General features: G+C 49.4%; 16 protein-coding genes. 7 read left to right on the forward strand and 9 right to left on the reverse strand.

The window, feature by feature from the left end; genetic code table 11:
* The 4 genes from selB to LGS26_RS08710 all read left to right on the forward strand — a co-directional run bounded on the left by selB (nucleotide 1) and on the right by LGS26_RS08710 (nucleotide 6,214).
* On the forward strand, nucleotides 1–1,929 hold the full coding sequence (gene selB, locus LGS26_RS08695) for a selenocysteine-specific translation elongation factor (protein WP_237888481.1): 1,929 nt from the start codon (nucleotides 1–3) through the stop codon (nucleotides 1,927–1,929).
* The gene (locus tag LGS26_RS08700) at nucleotides 1,926–3,476 is read left to right on the forward strand and encodes a methylenetetrahydrofolate reductase C-terminal domain-containing protein (protein WP_237888482.1); all 1,551 of its coding nucleotides are present in this window, start codon (nucleotides 1,926–1,928) and stop codon (nucleotides 3,474–3,476) included. Before selB ends, LGS26_RS08700 begins: the two co-directional genes overlap by 4 nt.
* A 115-nt stretch (nucleotides 3,477–3,591) precedes the next feature.
* Complete coding sequence (locus tag LGS26_RS08705; RefSeq protein WP_237888483.1) at nucleotides 3,592–4,788, forward strand: aminotransferase class I/II-fold pyridoxal phosphate-dependent enzyme; 1,197 nt, start codon at nucleotides 3,592–3,594, stop codon at nucleotides 4,786–4,788.
* A gap of 109 nt (nucleotides 4,789–4,897) precedes the next feature.
* Nucleotides 4,898–6,214, forward strand: a complete 1,317-nt coding sequence (locus LGS26_RS08710) for a radical SAM protein (RefSeq protein ID WP_237888484.1) — start codon at nucleotides 4,898–4,900, stop codon at nucleotides 6,212–6,214.
* 21 nt (nucleotides 6,215–6,235) lie between these two features.
* Here the strand turns inward: LGS26_RS08710 and LGS26_RS08715 are convergent, their stop codons facing one another.
* Nucleotides 6,236–6,706, reverse strand: a complete 471-nt coding sequence (locus LGS26_RS08715; RefSeq protein ID WP_237888485.1) for a hypothetical protein — start codon at nucleotides 6,704–6,706, stop codon at nucleotides 6,236–6,238.
* On the opposite strand from LGS26_RS08715, the gene LGS26_RS08720 reads away from it, so the two are divergent.
* Nucleotides 6,705–6,893 carry a hypothetical protein gene (locus tag LGS26_RS08720; RefSeq protein ID WP_237888486.1) on the forward strand — a complete coding sequence of 63 codons (189 nt, stop codon included), beginning with the start codon at nucleotides 6,705–6,707 and terminating at the stop codon, nucleotides 6,891–6,893. The two genes, LGS26_RS08715 and LGS26_RS08720, sit on opposite strands and share 2 nt — an antisense overlap.
* Before the next feature lie 3 nt (nucleotides 6,894–6,896).
* On the opposite strand, the gene LGS26_RS08725 is transcribed toward LGS26_RS08720, so the two are convergent.
* Nucleotides 6,897–8,585: a lytic transglycosylase domain-containing protein gene (locus tag LGS26_RS08725; protein WP_237888487.1), complete on the reverse strand. Its 1,689-nt coding sequence runs from the start codon at nucleotides 8,583–8,585 to the stop codon at nucleotides 6,897–6,899.
* 246 nt (nucleotides 8,586–8,831) lie between these two features.
* Between LGS26_RS08725 and LGS26_RS08730 the strand changes: the two genes are divergently transcribed.
* Together LGS26_RS08730 and LGS26_RS08735 are read left to right on the forward strand one after the other, a co-directional pair.
* Nucleotides 8,832–9,314, forward strand: a complete 483-nt coding sequence (locus LGS26_RS08730) for a BCAM0308 family protein (protein ID WP_237888488.1) — start codon at nucleotides 8,832–8,834, stop codon at nucleotides 9,312–9,314.
* Nucleotides 9,302–9,994, forward strand: coding sequence for a metallophosphoesterase family protein (locus tag LGS26_RS08735; RefSeq protein WP_237888489.1), 693 nt, complete (start codon nucleotides 9,302–9,304; stop codon nucleotides 9,992–9,994). Before LGS26_RS08730 ends, LGS26_RS08735 begins: the two co-directional genes overlap by 13 nt.
* Here the strand turns inward: LGS26_RS08735 and LGS26_RS08740 are convergent.
* The 7 genes from LGS26_RS08740 to LGS26_RS08770 form a co-directional block, all read right to left on the reverse strand.
* The gene (locus LGS26_RS08740) at nucleotides 9,991–12,639 is read right to left on the reverse strand and encodes a PEP/pyruvate-binding domain-containing protein (protein ID WP_237888490.1); all 2,649 of its coding nucleotides are present in this window, start codon (nucleotides 12,637–12,639) and stop codon (nucleotides 9,991–9,993) included. The genes LGS26_RS08735 and LGS26_RS08740 overlap by 4 nt on opposite strands.
* A 6-nt stretch (nucleotides 12,640–12,645) precedes the next feature.
* On the reverse strand, nucleotides 12,646–15,063 hold the full coding sequence (locus tag LGS26_RS08745; RefSeq protein WP_237888491.1) for a PEP/pyruvate-binding domain-containing protein: 2,418 nt from the start codon (nucleotides 15,061–15,063) through the stop codon (nucleotides 12,646–12,648).
* A gap of 137 nt (nucleotides 15,064–15,200) precedes the next feature.
* Entirely contained in the window at nucleotides 15,201–16,586 is a 1,386-nt protein-coding gene (locus tag LGS26_RS08750; protein ID WP_237888492.1) for a sigma-54-dependent transcriptional regulator, read from the reverse strand.
* An 11-nt stretch (nucleotides 16,587–16,597) separates the two neighbouring features.
* The gene (locus LGS26_RS08755; protein WP_237888493.1) at nucleotides 16,598–18,031 is read right to left on the reverse strand and encodes a sensor histidine kinase; all 1,434 of its coding nucleotides are present in this window, start codon (nucleotides 18,029–18,031) and stop codon (nucleotides 16,598–16,600) included.
* 20 nt (nucleotides 18,032–18,051) lie between these two features.
* Nucleotides 18,052–18,465 (reverse strand): response regulator, encoded by a 414-nt coding sequence (locus LGS26_RS08760; protein ID WP_237888494.1) that lies wholly within the window; start codon nucleotides 18,463–18,465, stop codon nucleotides 18,052–18,054.
* Between the two features lie 12 nt (nucleotides 18,466–18,477).
* Nucleotides 18,478–21,069, reverse strand: a complete 2,592-nt coding sequence (locus LGS26_RS08765) for a PEP/pyruvate-binding domain-containing protein (RefSeq protein WP_237888495.1) — start codon at nucleotides 21,067–21,069, stop codon at nucleotides 18,478–18,480.
* 21 nt (nucleotides 21,070–21,090) lie between these two features.
* Complete coding sequence (locus LGS26_RS08770) at nucleotides 21,091–21,918, reverse strand: TIGR02186 family protein (RefSeq protein WP_237888496.1); 828 nt, start codon at nucleotides 21,916–21,918, stop codon at nucleotides 21,091–21,093.
* Between the last annotated feature and the right edge of the window lies 1 nt (nucleotide 21,919).

Below are 21,919 nucleotides of genomic sequence, written 5' to 3' on the forward strand. Positions count from 1 at the left end.
ATGCAGCAAAAGACCTTAATACTAGGTACCGCCGGGCACATAGACCACGGTAAGACCACGCTCGTAAAGGCCCTGACTGGTATTGACACGGACAGACTCAAGGAAGAAAAGAGGCGAGGCATCACCATAGAGCTCGGCTTTGCCTATCTTGACCTGCCGAATGGCCAAAGGATTGGTGTGGTTGATGTCCCAGGGCACGAACGCTTCGTAAAAAACATGGTGGCTGGGGCCATGGGTATGGATCTCGTAGCCCTGGTCATTGCCGCCGACGAGGGTGTAATGCCCCAGACAAGGGAGCATCTGGAGATATGTCAGCTTCTGGAGGTCAAAAAGGGTCTAGTTGTACTCACAAAGAAGGACATGGTGGACCCGGAGTGGCTTGAGCTTGTAAAAGAAGATATAAGGGAGTTTCTGGTCGGAACGTTCCTTGAAGGAGCCCCCATAGTTTCTGTCTCATCTATATCCGATGCCAAGGATAACGGTATTCATGAACTAATAACTGTCATCAGCGATCTCGTAGCAGATATACCGCCTAGGACGCCGTCGGGCCCGTACAGACTGCCCGTGGACAGGGTATTCAGTATAAAAGGCTTTGGAACAGTGGTGACAGGGACATCCATCTCAGGCAAGATAAGGGTTGGGGACGAGGCCGTGATCTATCCCCAAGGTCTTAAGACGAAGATAAGGGGTATCCAGATCCACAATGCGCCTTGCGACGAGGCCGCGGCAGGGATGAGAACCGCCTTGAATCTGCAGGGAATAGAGAGGGAGGCGGTCGAACGGGGTGACGTCGTTGCAACCGCAGGGAGTCTCCATCCAAGCTATCTTCTGGACCTGAAATTTCTGTATCTGTCAAGCGCTGGACGCCCGCTTAAATATCGAAGCCCTGTAAGATTCCATACAGGGACTGTAGAGATTACAGGCAGGGTGATCATGCAGGAAGACGAGATAGAACCCGGTCGCGAGACCTTCATCCAGATCAAGTTAGACAAACCCGCGGCCGTACTGCCTGGAGACCGTTATGTGATAAGGAGCTATTCACCTATCAGGACCATAGGAGGCGGTATAATCTTAAACCCAATGCCGAGGAGAAGAAAGAGATCACGACCTGAACTGTGGAAAGGGCTTGAAATATTGAGCAGGCTGGACCCGAACGACCTGATCATTTATCACCTCGAACAAGCAGGCCAGAGGGGGCTTACGCAGGCCGAACTGGCCATGAGGAGCGGCGTATATGGGGAAATACTTGAGCAGACGCTCGACAGCCTCTTTTCCAAGGGCAAGGCTGTGCGCATCGACACTGATGAAAAAAGGGCGATAGATGGCAATATATACAGGACATTAAAGAAAAAGATCTTAGACTTTGCAACCGAGTATCACAAAGAAAATCCACTGAGCAAGGGGATAGCCAAAGAAGAGGTGAGGTCTCGCATCTTCCTGCATAGTCCCAGCGGTGGGCGGCTGTTTCAAAAACTACTCACCGATCTTGTAAATTCCGGCGATCTCATACAAGAAAAAGATCTGCTGCGGCTTTCAACACACAAGGTGTCACTCGGCGAAGAGGAGATATCGACTAGACGAAACCTCGAAGAATTGTTTAGAAAATCAGGCCTTGAACCACCGTCAAGGGAAGATGCGGTAACGATAGTCTCGCCTGACAAAAAAACCGCATCGAACATCTTCGACCTCCTCGTAGCAGAAGGCGTGCTGGTACGCATCAAGGAAGACCTTTATTATCACAGGGATGCGCTTAATAAGGTGGTAGATCTGGTCACGTCCTTTCTGAAAAAAAACGGCGAGATGGCTGTTGGCGACTTCCGTGACATGACACATGGGCTCTCCAGAAAATTCATTATCCCGCTCCTTGAATACCTGGATAATCAGAAGATCACAATTAGGGTTGGAGACAAACGGAAATTAAGGAGATGAAGCGGGATTTCAAGATCACATTCGAGCTCGTCCCGGCCAGGGCATCCAGCGGAAAGGCTGTGGACGATATACTCCTTTTTGCAAAAGAGGCGGCGGCGGACGGCAGGATCTCGGCCTTATCCATCACAGACAACGCAGGCGGGCACCCGGCCCTGTCTCCCAAGGTCCTGGGACAGGAGGTCAAGGCCCTCGGGATCGAACCCATCATACACTTCTCGTGCAAGGATAAGAATAGAAACCTCATGGAGAGCGAACTCTTTGAGCTCGACCGGCTCGGGCTCAGGAATCTATTGGTCGTGACGGGTGACTATCCGAGATTCGGTTTCGATGGAAACGCCAAGCCAGTCTTTGATATGGACTCCGTCCAGACGCTCATGATGATAAACGAGATGAATTCGGGGATGTTCCTTGACCAGCGGGTGCCAGGTGGCGGGATAAGGCTGCCGCCGACGGGTTTTAAGACAGGCTGCGTTGTATCGCCCTTCAAACGCCTGAACGCGGAGATCATACCGCAGTATCAAAAACTTGTAAAAAAACTCTCGCTCGGCCCCGACTTCGTCGTAAGTCAGATGGGTTTCGACGCAAGAAAATACGACGAATTGAAAAAATTCATGGATATGGCTGTGCAAAAAATAAGACCTGAAAGGCCGCCACTCCTTTTAGGCACCGTCTTCATCCCGACGGTGAGGCTTTCGCGCATCTTTTATAACGGTGACGTGCCAGGCTGCACCATGCCTAAACGCCTCCTCGACAGGATCGAGGTTGAGGCAGAGGCCCATGACCACGGCCTTCAGGCCAGACTCGAACGCGGGGCGAGACTTACAGCCGTGCTGAAGGGGATCGGCTACGATGGGGTCCATTTAAGCGGACCGCAGCTAAGATATGAACACATAGCCTGGTTGATAAAAAGGGCGGAGGAAATCTCCAACCGATGGACCGAGTTTGTAGCCGAATTCCTCTTCCCTGAGGAATGGGAGTGGTGGTATTTTAAAGAAGACCGAGAAACTGGCCTCAACTCCCTTGAACCAAACGAATATGCTGAAGGCCAAAGGATCACCTTAAAAGATGCCATATCCTTCTGGTTCAGTGGCATCGTCCACAAGTTGGCCTTTGACCCACATGGTGCTCTCTTTGAACCAATTAAAAGGCTGATGGGGCATATAGATAAAAACGCAGGGCTCAAAGAGCTGCTTAGCCACCTAGAGTATACCATAAAATCCGCGGTATACGAGTGCCAGGAATGCGGCGACTGCACCCTTGACGAAATGGCATTTATATGTCCACAGTCCCAATGCGCCAAATTTCTGACGAATGGTCCGTGCGGCGGCAGTCGGAACGGATGGTGTGAGGTCTGGCCGGGCAAGAAACGCTGCCTTTACGTAAGAATCCATGAGCGACTGACAAGCGGCCTTGGTCAAAAGGCAAAGACACCGAAGGGGCGCAACGACTGGATATTGCCCCCAAGGGACTGGTCTTTGCATAAAACCTCGTCATGGCTCAATTTTTATCTAAATAAGGATCATCATGGCCGTGCCGGGACCTCATAAATAACAAACACACAGCTCATCCCCATTGACAACAGGATCCAAAAGGTGAATTCATCAAATTGAACCATCTATTATCCAGAGGGTTCAGCTAAATATTTTTAAGGAACGACAATATATGTACAACCTAAAAAAGATCGCCCCATCAAGGCGCACAAAAAAGATCGCATATGCCATAAGGGACATATTGTGTACAGCTGAAGAGAGAAAAAGGGCCGGCGGCGACTTGATATATTTAAACATAGGAGATCCGGTACTCTTTGACTTTAAAACCCCTGACCATCTAATAGAAGCGGCCTACAAGGCCATGAAGGATGGTTACACTGGATATTCGGCATCGGAGGGTGTGCCGGAAGCGATAGAGGCCATAAGGGAAGACACCATAAAAAAAGGCATCAAGCCGTATGAAATATTGATAACGACAGGGGCTAGTGAGGCCATAGACTTTGCACTGTCGGCCCTTGTAAACAGAGGTGAAAACGTCCTTGTCCCGTCCCCTGGCTATCCGCTCTATAATGCCCTGCTCGCCAGACTAATGGGAGAACCTAGGGCCTACAGCCTTGACGAAAAAAACGGCTGGGAACCTGACATCGATCACATCGAAAGCCAGATAGACAAAAAGACAAAGGCCATAGTGGTCATAAACCCCAACAACCCGACAGGAGCAGTTTACAGCAAAGAGATATTGCAGGCCATTATAGAGATCGCCAGGCGTCACAATCTCGTGATATTGAACGATGAGATCTATGACAAACTCATCTTGAACGGTCAGTCCCATGTAAACATGGCCGCCCTTGATCACGAGGTACCGATTGTAACCTTCAACGGGCTCTCAAAATCATATCTCGCCCCTGGCTTTCGAGTAGGCTGGGCGATCATAAGCGGCGTCCCGGATCTGATCCGCGATTACACGGAGGGCATGAAAAAACTGGCGAGGGCCAGGCTCTGCGCCTCCCATCCAAAGCAGTTTGCAATACCTGTGGCCTTGAATGGAACACTTTTCCATATCGACTCCACCATAGAAAAATTGAAAAGACGCCGCGATATCACTATAGAAAGATTAAATTCCATACCCGGCATCTCCTGTCAGAGACCGAACGGCGCCTTTTATGCCTTTCCAAGGCTTGAAGTAGATGTAAACGACGCCGAATTTGTAAAAGATCTAATCCGTGAGACAGGCGTAGTCGTGGTTCATGGAAGCGGCTTTGGCCCCCTGCCGAAATCGCCTCATTTTCGGCTGGTATTCCTGCCGCAAGAGGAGATACTCCATAAGGCATATGACCGTATAGAAGACTTCATGAAACGGCGGTTCTAAATCTCCGCTGGATGACGATCTAGGCCTTGGTATGGCAGATGGTGTTTTGATCCGAATCGGTTCAAAGAATCATGTGGCAGGCTGGCATCAGGCATCATTATGAAATGTCATGAGGGATGATTTCGCATTCAAAGAAATCTCCATCTTTCTTGAAGAACGAGGCAGAAAGGACTATGCAGCCTTATCCTATCCGGTCCGCTATGGCGTCTCTTCAAGACTGATCTTCAAGGGATATCGATTCGACTGTGACCTAAACGGACGCGTAAGGTACATCTATTCAGAAGACCATAGGCTATGGCCGGAACCTTTTGCACGCATCAAAAGGCTGGAGTGCAACAACTGGATCTTTTATCATCCATCCACATATGATGACATCTATGCACTGACGGGGCGCTACTATCTTCCAATCTCATCCACTGACCCATCAACACCATTTACCATGGAAGATCCATTCAATTTTCCATGGATCTCGATGGCAATAACCGCCTGGGATGAACTTACAGAATATGCTTCAAAATGTATCAGGCATGCCGATGATGGGGCAAGAGATCTGCTGGGTGCAGTCGCACGGAATGGCATGGATGCGCTTCGCGAAAGGTCAAAGACCTTCTTTGAGATACTCGGTGGGACAGTGCCTGTACTACCCCCCGAAACAATGCTTGTAGATTATGATGTAATCCCGATCCTGATATCAGACGGCTGCCTGTATAGATGCGCCTTTTGCCGCTTCAAGACCGCCAAAACATACAAGATCAGAAAGATTGAGGATATAAAGGTTCAGGCAAAACGGTTGAGAGACTTTTACAACAGGGACATCATCAATTACAGCTCGGTATTCCTAGGCCAAAACGACGCCCTCCTGGCCGGAGACTTGGTTATCGACGCAGCGGAAATCGTTTACAAAGAACTCAATCTAGCAGGCACATACCATGACGCCACACATATCTTTCTCTTTGGAGACGTAAAGGCCTTTTTGAACGCAACCAATGTCTTTTGGAGACAGATAGACTCCCTACCATATTCTCATATACATATCAATGTTGGTATTGAATCAATTGATCAGGAGACCTTGGATATGATCGGAAAACCAATCGACACAAAAGATGCCATGGCGGCAATCGAAACGGCTGCCTACATAAACCGAACATCGAGAAAGATAGAGATAGACCTCAATTTTATATTTGGAGATAATCTACCTCCAGGACACTATGAAAAAATGTCTCGACATCTCAGGAATGCACACCGAAAGGCCCCAAAGGGGACCGTCTATGTCTCTCCACTCATCGGTGAGAGGCATGATCCCAGGAGGCTGCGACGTGCCATATTAGAACTGAAGGCGAGGGCTGATTGGCCTGTATTCCTATACCGGCCTATTGGTATAGAGCCAGCTGCACCATGCAAGCAGCGGCTGTTGGATGTATATTAGGAATTCGACAATGCGTGGAAATCAAGGCTTGAAATTGACAACCGCCTGGGCAGACGGCTCCATCTTCATCATCTCATCTGTCATGGCCTTTGCTATCACCACAAGCCCTTGGGCAGGATCCTGGGCCTTTTTGAATGGCCGCTGATAAAAAATGGAAAATATGCCCTGATCAGCCGGCCTTGGCAGGAGATCGACCTCTCCATAGAGGTGCCAAACGACAAAACTGGTGCTGGTATCTATAAATTTAACGTCCAGACCGACCTTGCCCCTCGAGTCGCCTGATGGATAAAAGACAGAGGCGTTGGCAAGCATTATATAATCAAATCTCTTAGCAGCGCCAAGGTCTATCAGCCTTTCAATCGGCAGATTGGGATCGTCGGCCAGCTCCATCTCTGCAAACAGGCGCGATTTCAAAAAAACGTCCTCTAAAAGCCTGGTCATTGCAAGATAAGAGGCCTCGCCTTGATTTGATGGCGGCTTAATCTTGGCCATGAGTATCCGTTTAGTTGCCATGCAGATATGCCCGGCCGGCTTTAGATATACCTCGATATGCGGCGCAAGGGATCTTGTTGTCCCAAAGGAATTGAAGACAGGCTGGGGCGTACATGAATTCAGCAAGAACACGAGGGCAAAGACCGAAAGAGATATTGGATGGCTGGATTTTTTCCGCAGAGGATAGGCGTTAAGAGTCTTTTTTTGTTGCATGGCGCCCCTTGTTATCCAGGGCATGGGAAGATTTTTTTTCATTTCGATCGCCCCTCGGATTTTTATATACATGTCTATATCCTTGGGCATGTCCTTTATCCTGTCTATTGCCGCGCGCCGATATTTTTTCCCTTTTTACGACTTTGGCCTCTTTTAAGGATTTTACGCCTTCATGATGGACCCTCTCAACGACGGCTGTGCCGGCTTTATGGCCCCTTCTCTGCATGTGCTTCCGGACGACCGCCGCTTCACGCCTCCTTTCATGCTTAACTGCGGCAGCCTTGTTTTTCTTATATTTAGAAGAGGCATAATACACCTTCAATCCCGCGCCGGCCTTCTTCTCGCCCTTTCTGCCGCGTTCAAGGCGCCTCCCCTTGGTCTTCTTTGCATGAGACGGTCTTGGAGGGTCAGGGGGCGGCGACCACCTCTGTATATCGCTGATCTCGGCCAAGAGCTCATCCGCCTTGCCATACGGCACCTTAAGCTTAAATGTGGTATCTGGAGTAACATCCCGTCTCAATTCCGGATTTAGTTCTACAAGTTCCTTGTAGTACACCCCTAACTTCTCTGCAAGCGACTTTAGATGCACCTGCTTGTCGAGTAAGACCTCCTCGGTTGGCAGCGGTTCATCCGGTTCGTTTAGATCGAGATTGTATTTTTCAGGATGTTTTACCAGCTCTAAAACTGCAAGAAACCTCGGGACAAAACTTGCACTCTCCTTTGGCAAACGCTTGTACAAGTCCCAGAAGTTATCGAGATAACTGATCTTTTGCTCTCTAATGGTCTTTGCAACCGTTCCTTCGCCGCAATTATAGGCCGCAAGGGCGGTTGTCCAATCACCGAACATGTCGTGCAGGCTCTTCAAATAGGTTATGGCCGCCTGTGTGGATTTTTCGGGATCCATGCGTTCATCTATCCATTCATCCCTCTTGAGACCGAATTTAGTGCCGGTTGAAGGGATGAGCTGCCACAAACCAGCGGCATGGGCCCTTGAAACCGCCCTCGCATTGAACCCGCTCTCTATCAAAGGTAACCACGATAACTCCTCAGGGAGACCGGCTTCCTTGCAGGCCTTGACGATCTCTTCACGAAACTTTCCTGAGCGCTTATAGGCCCTTATAAACCATTTCCTCTGAGGACCGAGCAACAAATTTATCTCACGCTGCACATCTTCATTCATTGTGATAGGGATGGCGCAATTCGAGCCGTTTATGGTTTTGCATTTCGAGGCGTTTATCTCCTGTATCTTTTTCGAGATCATAAGCCTCATGTCTTCCTTTTTCTTTTCAAGTCCCTTGTCTCCGCCTGTATCTACCTTGGCGGCAGCGATATATGCCTTATCGAGCAGGTCCAACGCCTCTTCTGACCCCCCCTGTTTCCATTTTTCTTGTGCCTCCCTAAAAAAATGCATGGATGAATCAAGGAGTTCCTTGGGATCCTCTACCGCACGCCCTTGGATCTTGGAATATCCTTTCTCAGTCAAATCAGGTCCTTTCTGCATGGCCACCGCAGTCTCCTTGGGGGTCTCAAACGCCGGACCAGGATTTACTGGATTTATGGCGGGGGTCGCATAATCAGGCGCCTTTTCCTGGACAGATGCGGCACAGCCAGAAATTAAAAAACAGTAAAATAATAATGATGCTAATTTTTTTATAAACATCTTCATAAGGACTCCATTAAAACGATCTTTAAATTTAAGGCGTAGCAGTGCTGCGAAAATAAAAAAATATATCTTGCGACAAAAAAGGACTGATGGCCGTACCAAACCCAGATAACATTCACATAAACCAATATTCCGGAAATTGCAACCTTTACAGATACAGAAGACCTGCATGCGCCTTGACTGTGGCAAAGCCATAACTATCTTAAAATCTAAGATATTCAGTCTCCAAAACAAAATCAGGAGGTAAGGATGGACAAGGGCCAATATGGAAGACGCGACAGGCTGATTCAAGAAAAGCGCCACGATACTTATAAGGAGTGGGGAAAATGGCCTGAGCCTACTGTATGCACCAAGTGCGGCGCTCTTTTCATCGGTGGACGATGGACATGGAAAGAGGCCCCAGCCGATGCAAACAAGACGATCTGCCCGGCATGCCAACGCATCAAAGACAACTATCCCGCAGGCGTGATGTATATCCGTGGGGATTTTTATAAAGACCACAGGAATGAGATATTAAATCTCTTTAAAAATGAAGAGAAGATCGAGAAAAACGAACACCCGATGGAGAGGATTATGCTCGTAACCGACGAAAAAGAACAGGCGGTCATAACAACCACCGGGATACATATCGCAAGACGTCTAGGTGAGGCACTGGCGAGTGCATACCAGGGCGACCTTACATTTCAATACGGAGATGGCGAAAAGACCATACAGGTACAATGGCAGAGGTGAGCCAAGGGATCAAGGCAGGCGCATTTGAACAGGGCAAGATATTTGCAATCGGTGACATACACGGTTGCATCGCCAACCTTCAAAGGCTATTTGAGCGCCTGCCTTATGTAAAAAACAGAGACACGCTAGTGTTTCTGGGTGACTATATAGACAGGGGACCAAGCTCCAAGGAGGTCATCGAATTCATCCTAGACCTTCGAGATAGCGGACACAACCTGGTTCCGCTTATGGGCAACCACGAATATTACCTACTCAAATTTGCCAATACAAACGATGATATATTCCTTGCAGCGCTAAGGGAAATAGGTGCAGAAGCCACCCTGGAGAGCTATGGGGCAAAGGACATGGGCAAGGTCGCAGGCCTTGCCTTTATGCCCCAGGACCACAAAGAATTCTTAAACGGGCTCATGCCTTTGTGGGAAAAGGCAGGGTTTATATTCGTCCATGGCGGCCTAATGCCAAATATACCCCTCAAAGACCAAACCCCACCCGAAATTTATGAGATAAGGGAGATGTTTCTATCTTCTGACTTCAATTTTGGGAAATTCGTAGTCTTCGGGCATACGCCGTTCGAGATGCCGCTCGTCACACCGACCAAGATCGGCATAGATACAGGGGCTGTCTACGGAAATATGTTGACCGCCGTGGAGCTCCCCGATATCAAGTTCTATCATGCCTAGGCATCCAGATGCCCGGCAGGACCCGCTGGTCTCACAGACTCAAGACCCTTGAATTGATAATCTCCCTGCATAAAGGCCTCGACCATCCTATGCGCTGTGTGTTCATTGATCATTGCCATATCAAGGAGTCGGGTAAAACCCAAAAGACGTCCAAGAAAAACGAGCCGCTCCTCAATCACCTGCTGCATGACTCCGCTCAATTCGCCATTTACCAGGTCGTCTTTAAGATCCACAAAGAAATTATGCCGCTCAAGCAACTCGGCGATAAGACTGGCCCTGCGTCTGCGCCTGACCAGATCGGTTCCGCCACCTTTGAAACGAAACCTCAAATAATTGGCCTTCGGATTCATTCCGCATACGGAGTCAATCATTACAAAGTGAAAATCCATCCTTGCATTCAAATTTATGTAATCCCTGCTTAAGATTACATAATTCGGGCAACCTATAGGCCGTTCTGATTGTTGGTCGGCGATCCAATGTGAATAGGTCTGTCCAAGGTCAACCTGCCCTGGCGGGCCAGACCAGCGGAGCCCAGGCGTCGTCATCCCCTTCCACAGGGCCCTAAACGGTGCGGAAATAACCTCTTCAGGGGTTATCTTCAAACCCCTGTCCTCTTTCGGGACAAGCCCGCCGCCGAGATCGATCACGCTCAAAAGAAAGGGTATATCTGACTCCAATTTATAAACCAGGCCCTTTGCATCCGAAAGGAGCTCGTCCCCCATATCGAACATGGCTATGACTGCCTTTTCATGCACAAACCGTACTATGTCATGGATAGACCTGCACTCCATGATGGAGAACGTAGGGCCGTATGCATCAGTCAGATTCAACTTGACTATGAGTTGATGCAGCGTCTCTTGAAACGATCTGGCAATATCGCCCCGGTCCACACCGACATCCATCGGCGCGCCACCCCTTTTGCCGCCGTCCTCTTTTTTCTTTAGGGCACTCTCTATCTCGCCTCTGCTGGCCGCGGTGACTCGACCCGAAACGGCATCAACGGTGATCCATTCGCCGTCCTTAAGATCTTTGGTAGCGGTTGCAAGACCGGTCAGCATGGGTACGGCGTGTTCCCTGGCCACACAAGACAGATGATCTGCCGGATTCCCTATATCTACAAGTACCCCATTTACGTCTTTAACGACCCTTGCAGCATCAACCAGGCTCTGATGCAGAACCAATATCACAGCCCCTTCCATGGGCCTTTCAAGATCCTGCCTACGTCTTATGATGTTGACCCTGCCGGTCGCCACCCCCCGTGAGGCCACAACGGCCTTGTCAAATAGAACATTATCGCCTTGTCCATGGTCTGCGGCCTGTATAGCTGAGATGCGCAGGGGTCTAGCCTGAAGGATGAATATAACGCCACTCTGGTCAACAGCCCACTCGATATCCTGGGGACCGCCGCTCAGGCTTTCAATCTTAAGCCCAAGATCGACAAGCGCCTTGATGAGTTCAGGGGTAAGCACCGGTCTCTGCCTGTCCATCTCAGGTACATCTTCGAGTCTGACGCCGCCGTTCTTGTTTAAAATCAACCTTTTGTCCTTTTTGGCTATCAAGGGCAGGGTATCATATGCATCCGTACGGGACGGCCTATAGATATCTGCACTTGACTCCCCGGCCACAGCAAGCTCGCCGAGGCCGAAGACGGCGCTTATGATCATACGCCCTGAATTGGTATTGTTTGGGTCCTGTGTAAAAAGTATCCCTGCAGAAACTGCATCTATCATCTTGAGGCACAAAACCGCCATATTGAAATCAAGAGGGCTCATCCCTGCATTCAAACGGTAAATAAGGCTCCTTGCATTGAAATTGCTTGCAATCACCTCCTTGACCGCCAGGATCAAATCCGCCTGATTTGTTACGTTTAAAACCGTAGTAAACTGCCCAGCGAAAGAATACTTAAGCCCATCTTCTCCTATTGCGCTGCTTCTTACGGCAAGACCTGGGGGGGTAGCTAAAAATGGAAGGGCCTGCGATACCACGGCATCCTCTAAGACGCTAGGAAGCGGTGTTGAAATGATCTCGCTTTTTACATCGTCTACCACCTGTTCTGGGAGCTTCAAGACCTCTCCCTGTCTGACATCCAAATATCTGCCCAGAGACCTGATGATCTTAAATGTCAGGGCGCTCTTTTCGAGAAAGAGGCGGCAGGCATGAACAGGGATCACAAACCCTTGGGGCACATGAAAAAGACCTGACGCAGCAAGCCCCGCGAGCACAGACGCCTTATTTCCAACTAGCCTGTCCATTGATCCGCGGTATACCTGCTCAAGGGGCATGCAAAGGGGTATGCCGTCCTCTCTTGGGATCAACGCAATGGCATCTTTGATCTCCTTGGCTATCTTCCTGTGTTTTGTGAACAAGACTTTATGTCTGGCATAATCAAGTTTATTTAATTTTTCCACCAACTCATAGGTTACGGACAATAGTTCATCGATTTTTTTCAAAAGCCCTTCTTGCGAAACCAAATCCCTCCTCAGTCCCATGTCCAGTTCGGTGATCAGCCCCACGGCCCGACCATTTGCCTCAAGTATAGCTCTAAATATGTGGTATCTGATCTTTAAGGAACGAAGCCTCTCCTCTGCGTCCTTCTTTCTGGCCTCGCGCCATCTATCAATCTGATTTTGGAACCAGCGAAACATCATACCTCATAGCATATGCAACATCGTTTGTTCCAGGAACTTGTCAAAAAAGCGATCAATGGATTCATCTGTAGCCATACGTACATCAAGCTGCCTTGTGAATGCGACAAGCTCACCAAGACGGGCCAATATGTACTCCATCTGGTCCGCTTCAAGCACCTTAGCCTTGCCCACTACAAGATCGCCGCGGCGCTCGACCCTGAAAAACAAGGCCTGAAGAACAGACTCTATGAGGACCGCCCTCCTCCTGCGCCTCTCCGCCTCTGCAAAACCGCCCACAAACCGAAAGTATATATAATTATTCTCAAGGTCCGGTGAGATATAGGAATCTATAACATTAAAGTGATAGCCGAGCCTGAGGCTTAGATTGCAATAACTATCCGCTATGATCGCAAGATTCTGGCCGCTGTATTCAGGCAGGTTGGCAAGGGCTGAGATCGGTCTGGAAAAGCTTGAAAGGATATCTTTTATGCCCAACGGCACAGGCGTCCTATCCCATGCCCCTTCAGCAAGCAGTCCATCAAGTATGGCCCTGAACGGTCTGCTCCGTATCATCGAGAGTTCTATGCCCTTGTCACCGGCCTTGGGCTCAATCCCGCCACCCAGATCTATGACATTGATCGTGATAGGTATGGATACCAAAAGCGGAAAGGCTGGCGACTTTGCAATGAACGACGTGGAAGATTGAAGATGGATCAAGGAATCCACCGCCTTTTCATGAGCAAAACGAAGGATGTCATGATAGGTCTTGCAATTTTCAGGCGTAAAATCAGGCGAGAGGGGATCGACCAGGTTCAGGGGGGCGATCCATCTAAGAAGCCTCCTGAGCGTACACGCCTCTCCAGACTCCAGAAAGACCTCCTCTGTTGCAGCCCGCACGTCTACAATGCCTTGGACCATACCGGCATATATGCGCCTGTCTTCAACATCCACAGTGACATCCATGCCTTCTTTCAAGACAATGGTCGCGTCTCCAGTGCCTAAGAGCGCCGGGGTCCTGTACTCTCTGGCTATGGTTGCAAGATGCCCAGTAGGGCTGCCCACATCTGTGACGATTGCCGAGGCCTTGCGTATGATCGGGCTGAGCCTAGGGCTGGCGCTTTTACATACGGCTATGGCTCCTGCAGGGAAACTTGCAGGGTCATCATCCGGACTTACATGCACCACCCGACCAGCGGCTATCCCGATCTGGGCCACCTGTCCCTTGCCCTCCATAAGCACAGGCAACCTCCTGAGCCTCGCCATGACATCGGCTGGCTGTACCGATGACACCGCCTTCAAATGTAACGGCCTGCTCTGGAGTATCACTAACGAATTCGAATCGTCCACGGCCCATTCAATATCCTGAGGTGCTCCAAAGGCCTTTTCAAGTGTCAGCGCAGCCTCTGCAATCATCTTTAGAAGCCCACCTGAAGCCACTGAAGAACCGCGCCTTAAACCGGAAGGCATGACTGAAAGCGGCAAATATCCGTCAGGGTGCACATCGAAAACAGGGCCACCCATGATCCTGCTTTCCAACGGTTGAAACGGATGGGTTCGTGAGATCAGGTGCCAATCAGGGTCAACCTCACCACTTACAAGTCGCTCACCAAGTCCATTGACCGCTGATACGGGCATGGCATCAATAAAAGGCCGAGACGGATCCCTGGTGTATACGATCCCGGAAATCCGAGCCGCCACCATCACCTGTATGCCGACGGCCACAGGGGCCTTTTCTTCATCAAGGGCCTCATCGCCCAGATATTCTAATACTTGCGGCGAAAAACGAGCAGCCATGACATCTTTGCAGGCGTTAAAAACATCGTCGGGATGAACGTTCAAGACGGTCTTGAACTGGCCGGCGAAGGTCCTCTCCCTGTCTTCTCCTATGGCGCTGCTCCTTACAGCAAGAAGCGCCTTGCGATCAAGACCCGCATAGAGTCTTTCAAGCCCCTCTTCAACAGCTAATTTAATGGCTTTTGGCACAACGGCCTTTTTAAAAAGCCCCCTGATCACTTCCCAGGCCCTTTCCGAACGCCTCTCATCTTCTATAACCCTCTCAATCCGTCGAAAGAGGTCGTTTTCGTCCATAAACAACCTGTATGCAGCGATTGTAAGGGCAAAACCCTTAGGCGTTTTCAGCCCCAAATGATTGCTAATTTCACCTAAATTGGCGTTTTTGGACCCGACTATCTGGTCGAGATCTCTGTCCAGGCAGGTGTAAGGCATTACGATCTGATCGCGATAAGGACCTGAGCCGCCCGCCATAATGTCTTCCAGGTTGTTTCTTATTGACTCGAAACTGTCATAAAGATCTATGTAGATATGGTTTGAAATGGAATTCAGGTTATGAATGATCTCTCTTATGATTTCACTCAATTCGGCTATAGACGCCGAGAGGAAGGCCTGATCGAAGAGATAGCCGCCGCCGAGCGTCTCTTCCATCCACCCTATTTTTTCCAGGGCCTTGTTGTTTAATTCAAGGATACGCCTAAAACGCCAAAAAGCACTTGATAAAAACAGATCTTGGGGGTTTTTTTGCGTCAAATCATCATGCTGCCTGGTTTCTGATGTCATAAAACTCAGGCCTTGTGATCAGGCTTGTCAAGCAGATTGAGTTCACGCAGCCTCCGCCAAAGCGTCGTCCTCGAAATACCGAGTATCTTCGCCGTCTCGCTCTGATTATAGCCCGTCCTCTGATATATACTTAAAATATGATCCTGCTCAAGGTGCTTCAATGTGTACCCTTCAGCCCTCAATACACCCGGATCTTTGGCTACACAGAAAATATCAGGGGGTAGGTCGTTCGGCCCAAGTATCTTCCCACGGCTCAGGGCCACTGCCCTCTCCACTATATTCTCAAGCTCTCTGACGTTTCCTGGGAATGGATAGACCTCAAGAGGGGCCAAAAATTCTGACGAGACGCTGGTTATGGTCTTGTTAAACTTACGCCCGGCCTTGTCCACAAAATGATTCACCAAAGGCCTGATATCCTCCGGACGTTCCCTTAAGGGAGGTATCTCAATCATAACCACCTTCAGCCTGTAAAATAGATCCTGTCTGAATGCGCCCGCATCTATCATCTTTACAATATCTCTGTTGGTTGCGGAGATGAAACGGACATCGAGGTCTATGAGCCGCACCCCGCCCACCCTGAGAAATGCCCTTTCTTGCAGCACCCTCAAAAATTTGACCTGCATGGAGAGCGGCATCTCCCCAACCTCATCCAAAAATACTGTACCGCCGTTAGCTGTTTCAAGAAGACCCAATTTTGTCGTGGCGGCACCGGTAAACGCCCCTTTTTCGTGGCCAAAGAGTTCGTTGGCCACCAAGTCTTCCGTGAACGCACCACAATTGAAAGAGACAAATGGAAAACCCGCCCTAAGGCTGTTTGCGTGAATGGCCCTTGCCACCAGCTCCTTACCCGTGCCGCTCTCTCCCTGGATAAACACGTTGCAATCCACGGCGGCCACCTGCGCGATGGTCCTGAATATCTGACGCATCGCAGGCGAAACCCCGATTATGCCGCCGTAACTGCCGCATTTCTTGAGCTCTTTGTCGATCTGGCTCCTCCTGATGTTCTCGCGGACATGCTCCAAGGCATCTTTTACGACAGCTCGTAGGTTCTCAAGATGCAATGGCTTGGCAAGGTAATGAAATGCCCCTTTCTTTGTCGCCTCAACTGCATGATCAATGGAGGCATAGCCAGTAATGATTATGATGGCCGCCTCGGGGCAGATCGCCTTGATCTGTCTCATAAGCTCTATCCCATCGGCATCCTTTAGCCTGACATCAACAATAACGACCTTTGGAAGCGCCTTTGGCATCGAGGCCATAGCATCTTTGGCCGATACAAAACCCTCAACCAGATATCCGTCTTTCCTGAGGGCCTGGATCAGGCGCTGCACAGTTATAGGCTCATCGTCTATAATAAAGATATCCATACATCTGTTATTATATTCATCCATAGCGACACGTTTCACGACCAGAGCGGGAGTTCGACTTCGAAGACAGACCCATGCCCAGGTTCACTCTTTACCACTATCTCTCCCTTGTGTTCTTTTATGATGCCATAACTTACAGACAAACCCAAGCCGGTTCCGTCGGCCTTCGTGGTAAAAAACGGCTCGAACATGTGCTCTTTCACATCTTGTGGTATACCAGGGCCCGTATCCGATATCTCTACTACTGCCTTACCTTTTTTATCAAGCGAAGAGACTTTGACACCCAAGACGCCGCCGTTCTTCATGGCCTGGAGGGCATTTAATATTATATTTACAAAAACCTGCTGCAATTGACCGGGATTCCCCATTATCGGCACAGACGTCTCGGGCATATCGATCTTGGTCTCGATCCCGCTCAACTTCACCTGATTCTTAAGCAAAGCAAGCGTATTGTTGAGAAGACCGACTAGATCGACCTTGATCCATGCCATAGGCCTCCTTGATCTTGAAAAATCCAAGAGATTCCTGACGATCTCGCGAGCGCGGTCCACCTGTACGATTATATCACGGATCATACCGCGCCTCTCGTCACAATCCATGTTGGCAAGATCTTCCATCAACACCTCGGCGGTAAGCGAGATATTGTTCAACGGGTTGTTTATTTCATGCGCAATACCGGCTGTCACCTTGCCGAGCGCGGCAAGCTTCTCGGCCTGGATAAGCTGCTGATGTTTATCTGAAAGCGCCTTTATCATACCATTCAGGACATTAATGAGCTCGGTACATTCAATGCATGCACCAGTCGATTCGGCGGGTATGGTTGCAATCTCCCCCTTCATCACCTTGGCCACGGAGCTCCTTATATGCAGAAGCGGTGCCATGATCCAATTGGTAAGAAATATACCGAGCCCAATGCAGACTGGAAAGGCGGTGACCAATAGCGCCAATGCCACGGCCTTATAGTGCAGGGCGTCTCTTTCTACGCGCTTTTTGGCCAGACCGTCTATACCCATGACACACTTCATTAAGGCGTGGCCGTGCTGCCTGAGTCTATTCTTCAAATTGTCGACATCATGCTGTGCAAGGTTGGGACTAATAAACTGCCGCATCAGATTTGAATAGGCCTCAATCTCAACCTGGCATGCGCTGCCTGCAAACCGGCCAGACGGATATGGGATGAGGCCGAAAGATTCCATGGACGCAAGGGCTGACCTTACCTCATCAAGTTCATCAAGGGCCAACATGAGATTTGCCGTATTTTCATAGAGCAAAAAATTTTTTTCGTGCGAACGAACCTCAAATATCTTCTGATTCAACTCATAAAATGACTCTATGATGCGCATCTTGTCTTCCACCCTGTAAAGGGCATAAATCGCAGCGGCGGCAGCAAAGCCACTCAGGACAAAGATGACGAAAAAACTTAAGATCAGCTTACCCTTGATGGTCTTTGGAGGCCTTAAGAAAGACAATGGTATGTTACCTCTAAAAATCAGGACCGTTCTTCTTTGGACAGCCTGGCGTCCTCCATGGCCCTTATTATAACCCTCTTGAGCTCATCCAGGCGGAAAGGTTTTGCAATAAAATCGAAGACTCCTCGTCTAAACGCCTCTGAAGCGGTATCCAATTGTGCGTATCCGGTAATGATAACGACCTTGGTGTCAGGATTTTTTTTCTTTACCCTTTCCAGGACCGCCATTCCATCTAGGCCTTCCATCTTGAGGTCTGTCACAACTATATCGAATGGATGCCTATCCATCGTTTCCATTGCGGCAACAGGATTGGTATATGTCTCTACATCAAACCCCATCTTTGTAAACACCTGCTGAAGGCGCCTGCCCACTATGGGCTCGTCATCGATCACGAGTAGCCTGAGGCGCTTGTTGTCATCGTCTGTCCGCACCATCAACTCAACCTCTTATCTCCTATTGACGATCTCATAGTCTCCCATCAAAAACGCCTCGGCATATCTGTCCACCTGCTCGTCGCTGTCCATCTGAACATCCAACTGTCTGGTAAAACCGACAAGCCTTCCCAAGATATTAAGCGTCCTGACGATCTCCACCTTTGGCATATTGCCGGAACGGGCGATCACAATATCTCCCTTACTCTCGACATTAAAACCAAAGGCCTCAAGTATGATTGCGATCAGGCGGGCACGTCTGGAACGCTTGGTTATATCGGTGGCACCGCCAAGAAAACGGAAATATATATGATTATCACGCGCCCTATCGCTGCAATAGACGTCGATTATGTTGAAATGATAGCCAAATCTCAGGCTTAGATTTAGATAGTCGTTCGTTATAATGGCTATATTATGCCCGGAATACTGACCGCAAAGCGCATCGGTAGGTACGTTTACGATACTTGTGACGAGGTCGCCGAATCCTATGTTCGCCGCCCTGGTATGCCATACGCCGGGAAACATAAGACCTTCAAGTATAGTCTTAAATGGTATAGACGTAATAGCTGAAAACGGAACCTTATCGCCGGTCACATCTGCACTTACGCCGCCCCCCATATCTATAACAAGGATACCCACCGGGATTGGGAAATCCAGCGGCCGCGCCCAATAATCCTTCAAGAGACGCCGCTCATCCCTGCCCATCTCGACCAGCTCGCCTACCGCCTTTTCATGTACAAAGCGCAATATATCATGATATGTCTCACAGGCCTCAGGCACAAAATTATCCATCAATGGATCCACTAGATTGAGGGATGAGACCGTGTTCAACAGGCGCTTAAGGATGCGAAATTCTTTCGCCGCCGCGATATTCAGGTTGGTTGAGGTTTTAAAAGCCAAAAGTTCAGGGACGCGGCCCTTGTATATACGCCTATCTTCGGCGTCTACAGTAACCTCCATCCCATTTTGTACCAGAGAAAGTATCCCATTCACATTGACAAGGCAAGGTATCTGGAGCTCGCGGCATAGCGTTGACATATGACTCACAGGGGTCCCAACCTCGGTCACTATGGCAGCTGTCTTGTGCATCACCCTGATAAACTGTGAAGAATCACGCCTGCTCACCAATACAGCACCCTCGGGAAACCTGTCGAGGTCTGAAACGGTCTCTACAATATAGACTAGACCAGCTCCTATGCCTTGCTGGGCTACGGCGCCCGTATCCGCCACGATCAGTTCATATTTCTGAAGCGCCTTTGCAAGCGATCCCTGTTGGGCCATCGTATCAGCCACAACAAGCGGTCTTGACTGGAGTATGCAGATATCCCCTTTTCCATCAATGGCCCACTCTATATCCTGCGGCCGTCTATAGTAATTTTCAAGCTGCATGGCCTGGATAGAAAGCTTCTCAAGCTGTTCGACGGTAAGGCTCGGGGCGTCTTTCAATGCATCGGGAACAGGCCTTGTCTCAAGGCCACCGCCCTGCTTGAGGTAAAGACCTGTTTCTTTGACAGCTATCTTCTGCCTGACGAGCAAGGGATTGGCGCCCTTTTTAACGTAAAAGGTATCCGCCGACGCCCTGCCTTCCACCACCGCCTCCCCCTGGCCCCACACGGAAACGATCATCATGGTATCCCCGCCAGGTTCAGAGGGATCAACCGTATATACTATGCCGCTTATCTTGGAATCCACCATGCGGTAACAACCTGCGGCTATAGACATGTGTCCTTCACCCGGGAAGACGCGAAGCCTATAACGAATAGCCCTCCTTCCAAAGAGGCTGGCCGCGACTGAACGATATGCGTCAAATACCGCCAACGGATCTGCAGGCACGTTCAAGACCGTGTGGAATTGCCCGGCAAAGGAAAAATCCATGTCTTCTTCCTGTGCACTGCTCCTGACGGCCAACATAAGATCCTGACCCAGCCTAACCTTCATCTCATCCAGCCTCTCCCCAATAAGAGATATAAGATCAGGGGGTGGCTTGGCAGCTGCTATGCTGGTTTCCAGCTTAATCCTCAAGGGCTCAATGGCGTCTACATCTACATCGGGGTCATCCATCATGGCCTCGATGGCGTCTACATCCCGCCGGAGGCCGTTATGATCGACAAGGTCATGATATGCCCTTGTGGTGATCACAAAACCATCCGGGACCTTTAATCCAAGATTCTGAGCTATCTGGGCAAGATGGGAATTCTTCCCCCCTACTATCACAGCATGGGGTCTAGTTATGTCTTTTAAATCAAGGATGATTGGGCCAGTTCTATCTTCTCTGCCGGCCATAACGGTGTGGAGGCGACTGGTTAACCGGTCATAGACAGCATACAATTCCTGATAGCGGCCGCTGGACAGGGAATTTAACGCATGCACAGACTGAAGGACCGCTTCTTCCAAGGTCTTCATGCTGTCATTGATATACTGCTTGTCGAAGATATAATCTCCGCTTAACTTTTCGCCGAGGTCTGCAATGATCTCAAGGGCCTTATTGTTGCAATTAAGGACTTCTCTGAAGCGCTCAAACACAACAGAGGCAGGAAACGGGGTTTTGGCCCCGCCACCTGCCATTCTATCTTCAATGAACTTCTTGATACCTTTAAAAACATCCAACAAAGGCACAGACCCCTTATACTAGTGGCCTCCACCGCCCTTAAATATTAATCCCACGACAAGGCCGGCGGCCATGGCTATAACGATCGCTATAAGACCATATATGGCGGCATTTTGAAATGCAAGATCTGATAATAAATTCACCATACCCGTCTTTTTTACTATCAGTTCCTGGGTAGCTTTGGCGTATGCAACGCCGTCCTTGACCGCCAGCGCCTCTATAGTGTATTTATCGGGAGGCGCTTGATACGGCCAGTTCACTTTTAGGATATATCCGCCGCTGCCGTCTCTTACAATAGACCCTTCATTGATCCCATATAATCTATCTTTTTCCTTGAATTTTATAAACTCCTTAAACCAACGATCTTTGTCAACCGGCCCTTTGGAGCTCGTGATCTCTACCTGTGACTTGAGGGCGTCGTATCCGAGCCGCCTCTTCATCCGTTCATCAGGGCTTGTGATCTTTTCAAGCCTCCCAGTGGTATAGACCAGATACACATTTGACACGGGCTTGAATTCCATATCCCCGACCTTCATCCAGAAAAGCCCAGCGGCCTTGCCATAATACTTCAATCCACTTTCAACTGGCGGCGATGATATCTTTATGACGATCTCATCCTTCGGATCGCTCTTGCCAGTGATTATAAGCATAGCCCCATGATAGAATGAGTTGATAGATACGACGTCCGGGATGACTTCACAAGTAATAGGACCCTGAATCGCATGGCCTGGCTTGGGATTTATCTGGGCCGACGCATCCATATCGGTCTGTGCACCCGCCAAGGCGAAACCACTAAACAAACATATTAGGACCAGACAAAATATCTTGATGCAAAGATACCCTCTCATA

Origin of the sequence: Dissulfurimicrobium hydrothermale (genome assembly GCF_022026155.1) — a bacterium.
In the GTDB taxonomy this organism is placed as follows: domain Bacteria; phylum Desulfobacterota; class Dissulfuribacteria; order Dissulfuribacterales; family Sh68; genus Dissulfurimicrobium; species Dissulfurimicrobium hydrothermale.

Coding starts and splice junctions, on each gene's coding strand:
- selB (WP_237888481.1), top strand. CDS start 1: ATGCAGCAAAAGACCTTAATACTAGGTACCGCCGGGCACATAGACCAC.
- LGS26_RS08700 (WP_237888482.1), top strand. CDS start 1,926: ATGAAGCGGGATTTCAAGATCACATTCGAGCTCGTCCCGGCCAGGGCA.
- LGS26_RS08705 (WP_237888483.1), top strand. CDS start 3,592: ATGTACAACCTAAAAAAGATCGCCCCATCAAGGCGCACAAAAAAGATC.
- LGS26_RS08710 (WP_237888484.1), top strand. CDS start 4,898: ATGAGGGATGATTTCGCATTCAAAGAAATCTCCATCTTTCTTGAAGAA.
- LGS26_RS08720 (WP_237888486.1), top strand. CDS start 6,705: ATGAGTATCCGTTTAGTTGCCATGCAGATATGCCCGGCCGGCTTTAGA.
- LGS26_RS08715 (WP_237888485.1), bottom strand. CDS start 6,706: ATGGCCAAGATTAAGCCGCCATCAAATCAAGGCGAGGCCTCTTATCTT.
- LGS26_RS08725 (WP_237888487.1), bottom strand. CDS start 8,585: ATGAAGATGTTTATAAAAAAATTAGCATCATTATTATTTTACTGTTTT.
- LGS26_RS08730 (WP_237888488.1), top strand. CDS start 8,832: ATGGACAAGGGCCAATATGGAAGACGCGACAGGCTGATTCAAGAAAAG.
- LGS26_RS08735 (WP_237888489.1), top strand. CDS start 9,302: ATGGCAGAGGTGAGCCAAGGGATCAAGGCAGGCGCATTTGAACAGGGC.
- LGS26_RS08740 (WP_237888490.1), bottom strand. CDS start 12,639: ATGTTTCGCTGGTTCCAAAATCAGATTGATAGATGGCGCGAGGCCAGA.
- LGS26_RS08745 (WP_237888491.1), bottom strand. CDS start 15,063: ATGGAAGAGACGCTCGGCGGCGGCTATCTCTTCGATCAGGCCTTCCTC.
- LGS26_RS08750 (WP_237888492.1), bottom strand. CDS start 16,586: ATGGATGAATATAATAACAGATGTATGGATATCTTTATTATAGACGAT.
- LGS26_RS08760 (WP_237888494.1), bottom strand. CDS start 18,465: ATGGTGCGGACAGACGATGACAACAAGCGCCTCAGGCTACTCGTGATC.
- LGS26_RS08770 (WP_237888496.1), bottom strand. CDS start 21,918: ATGAGAGGGTATCTTTGCATCAAGATATTTTGTCTGGTCCTAATATGT.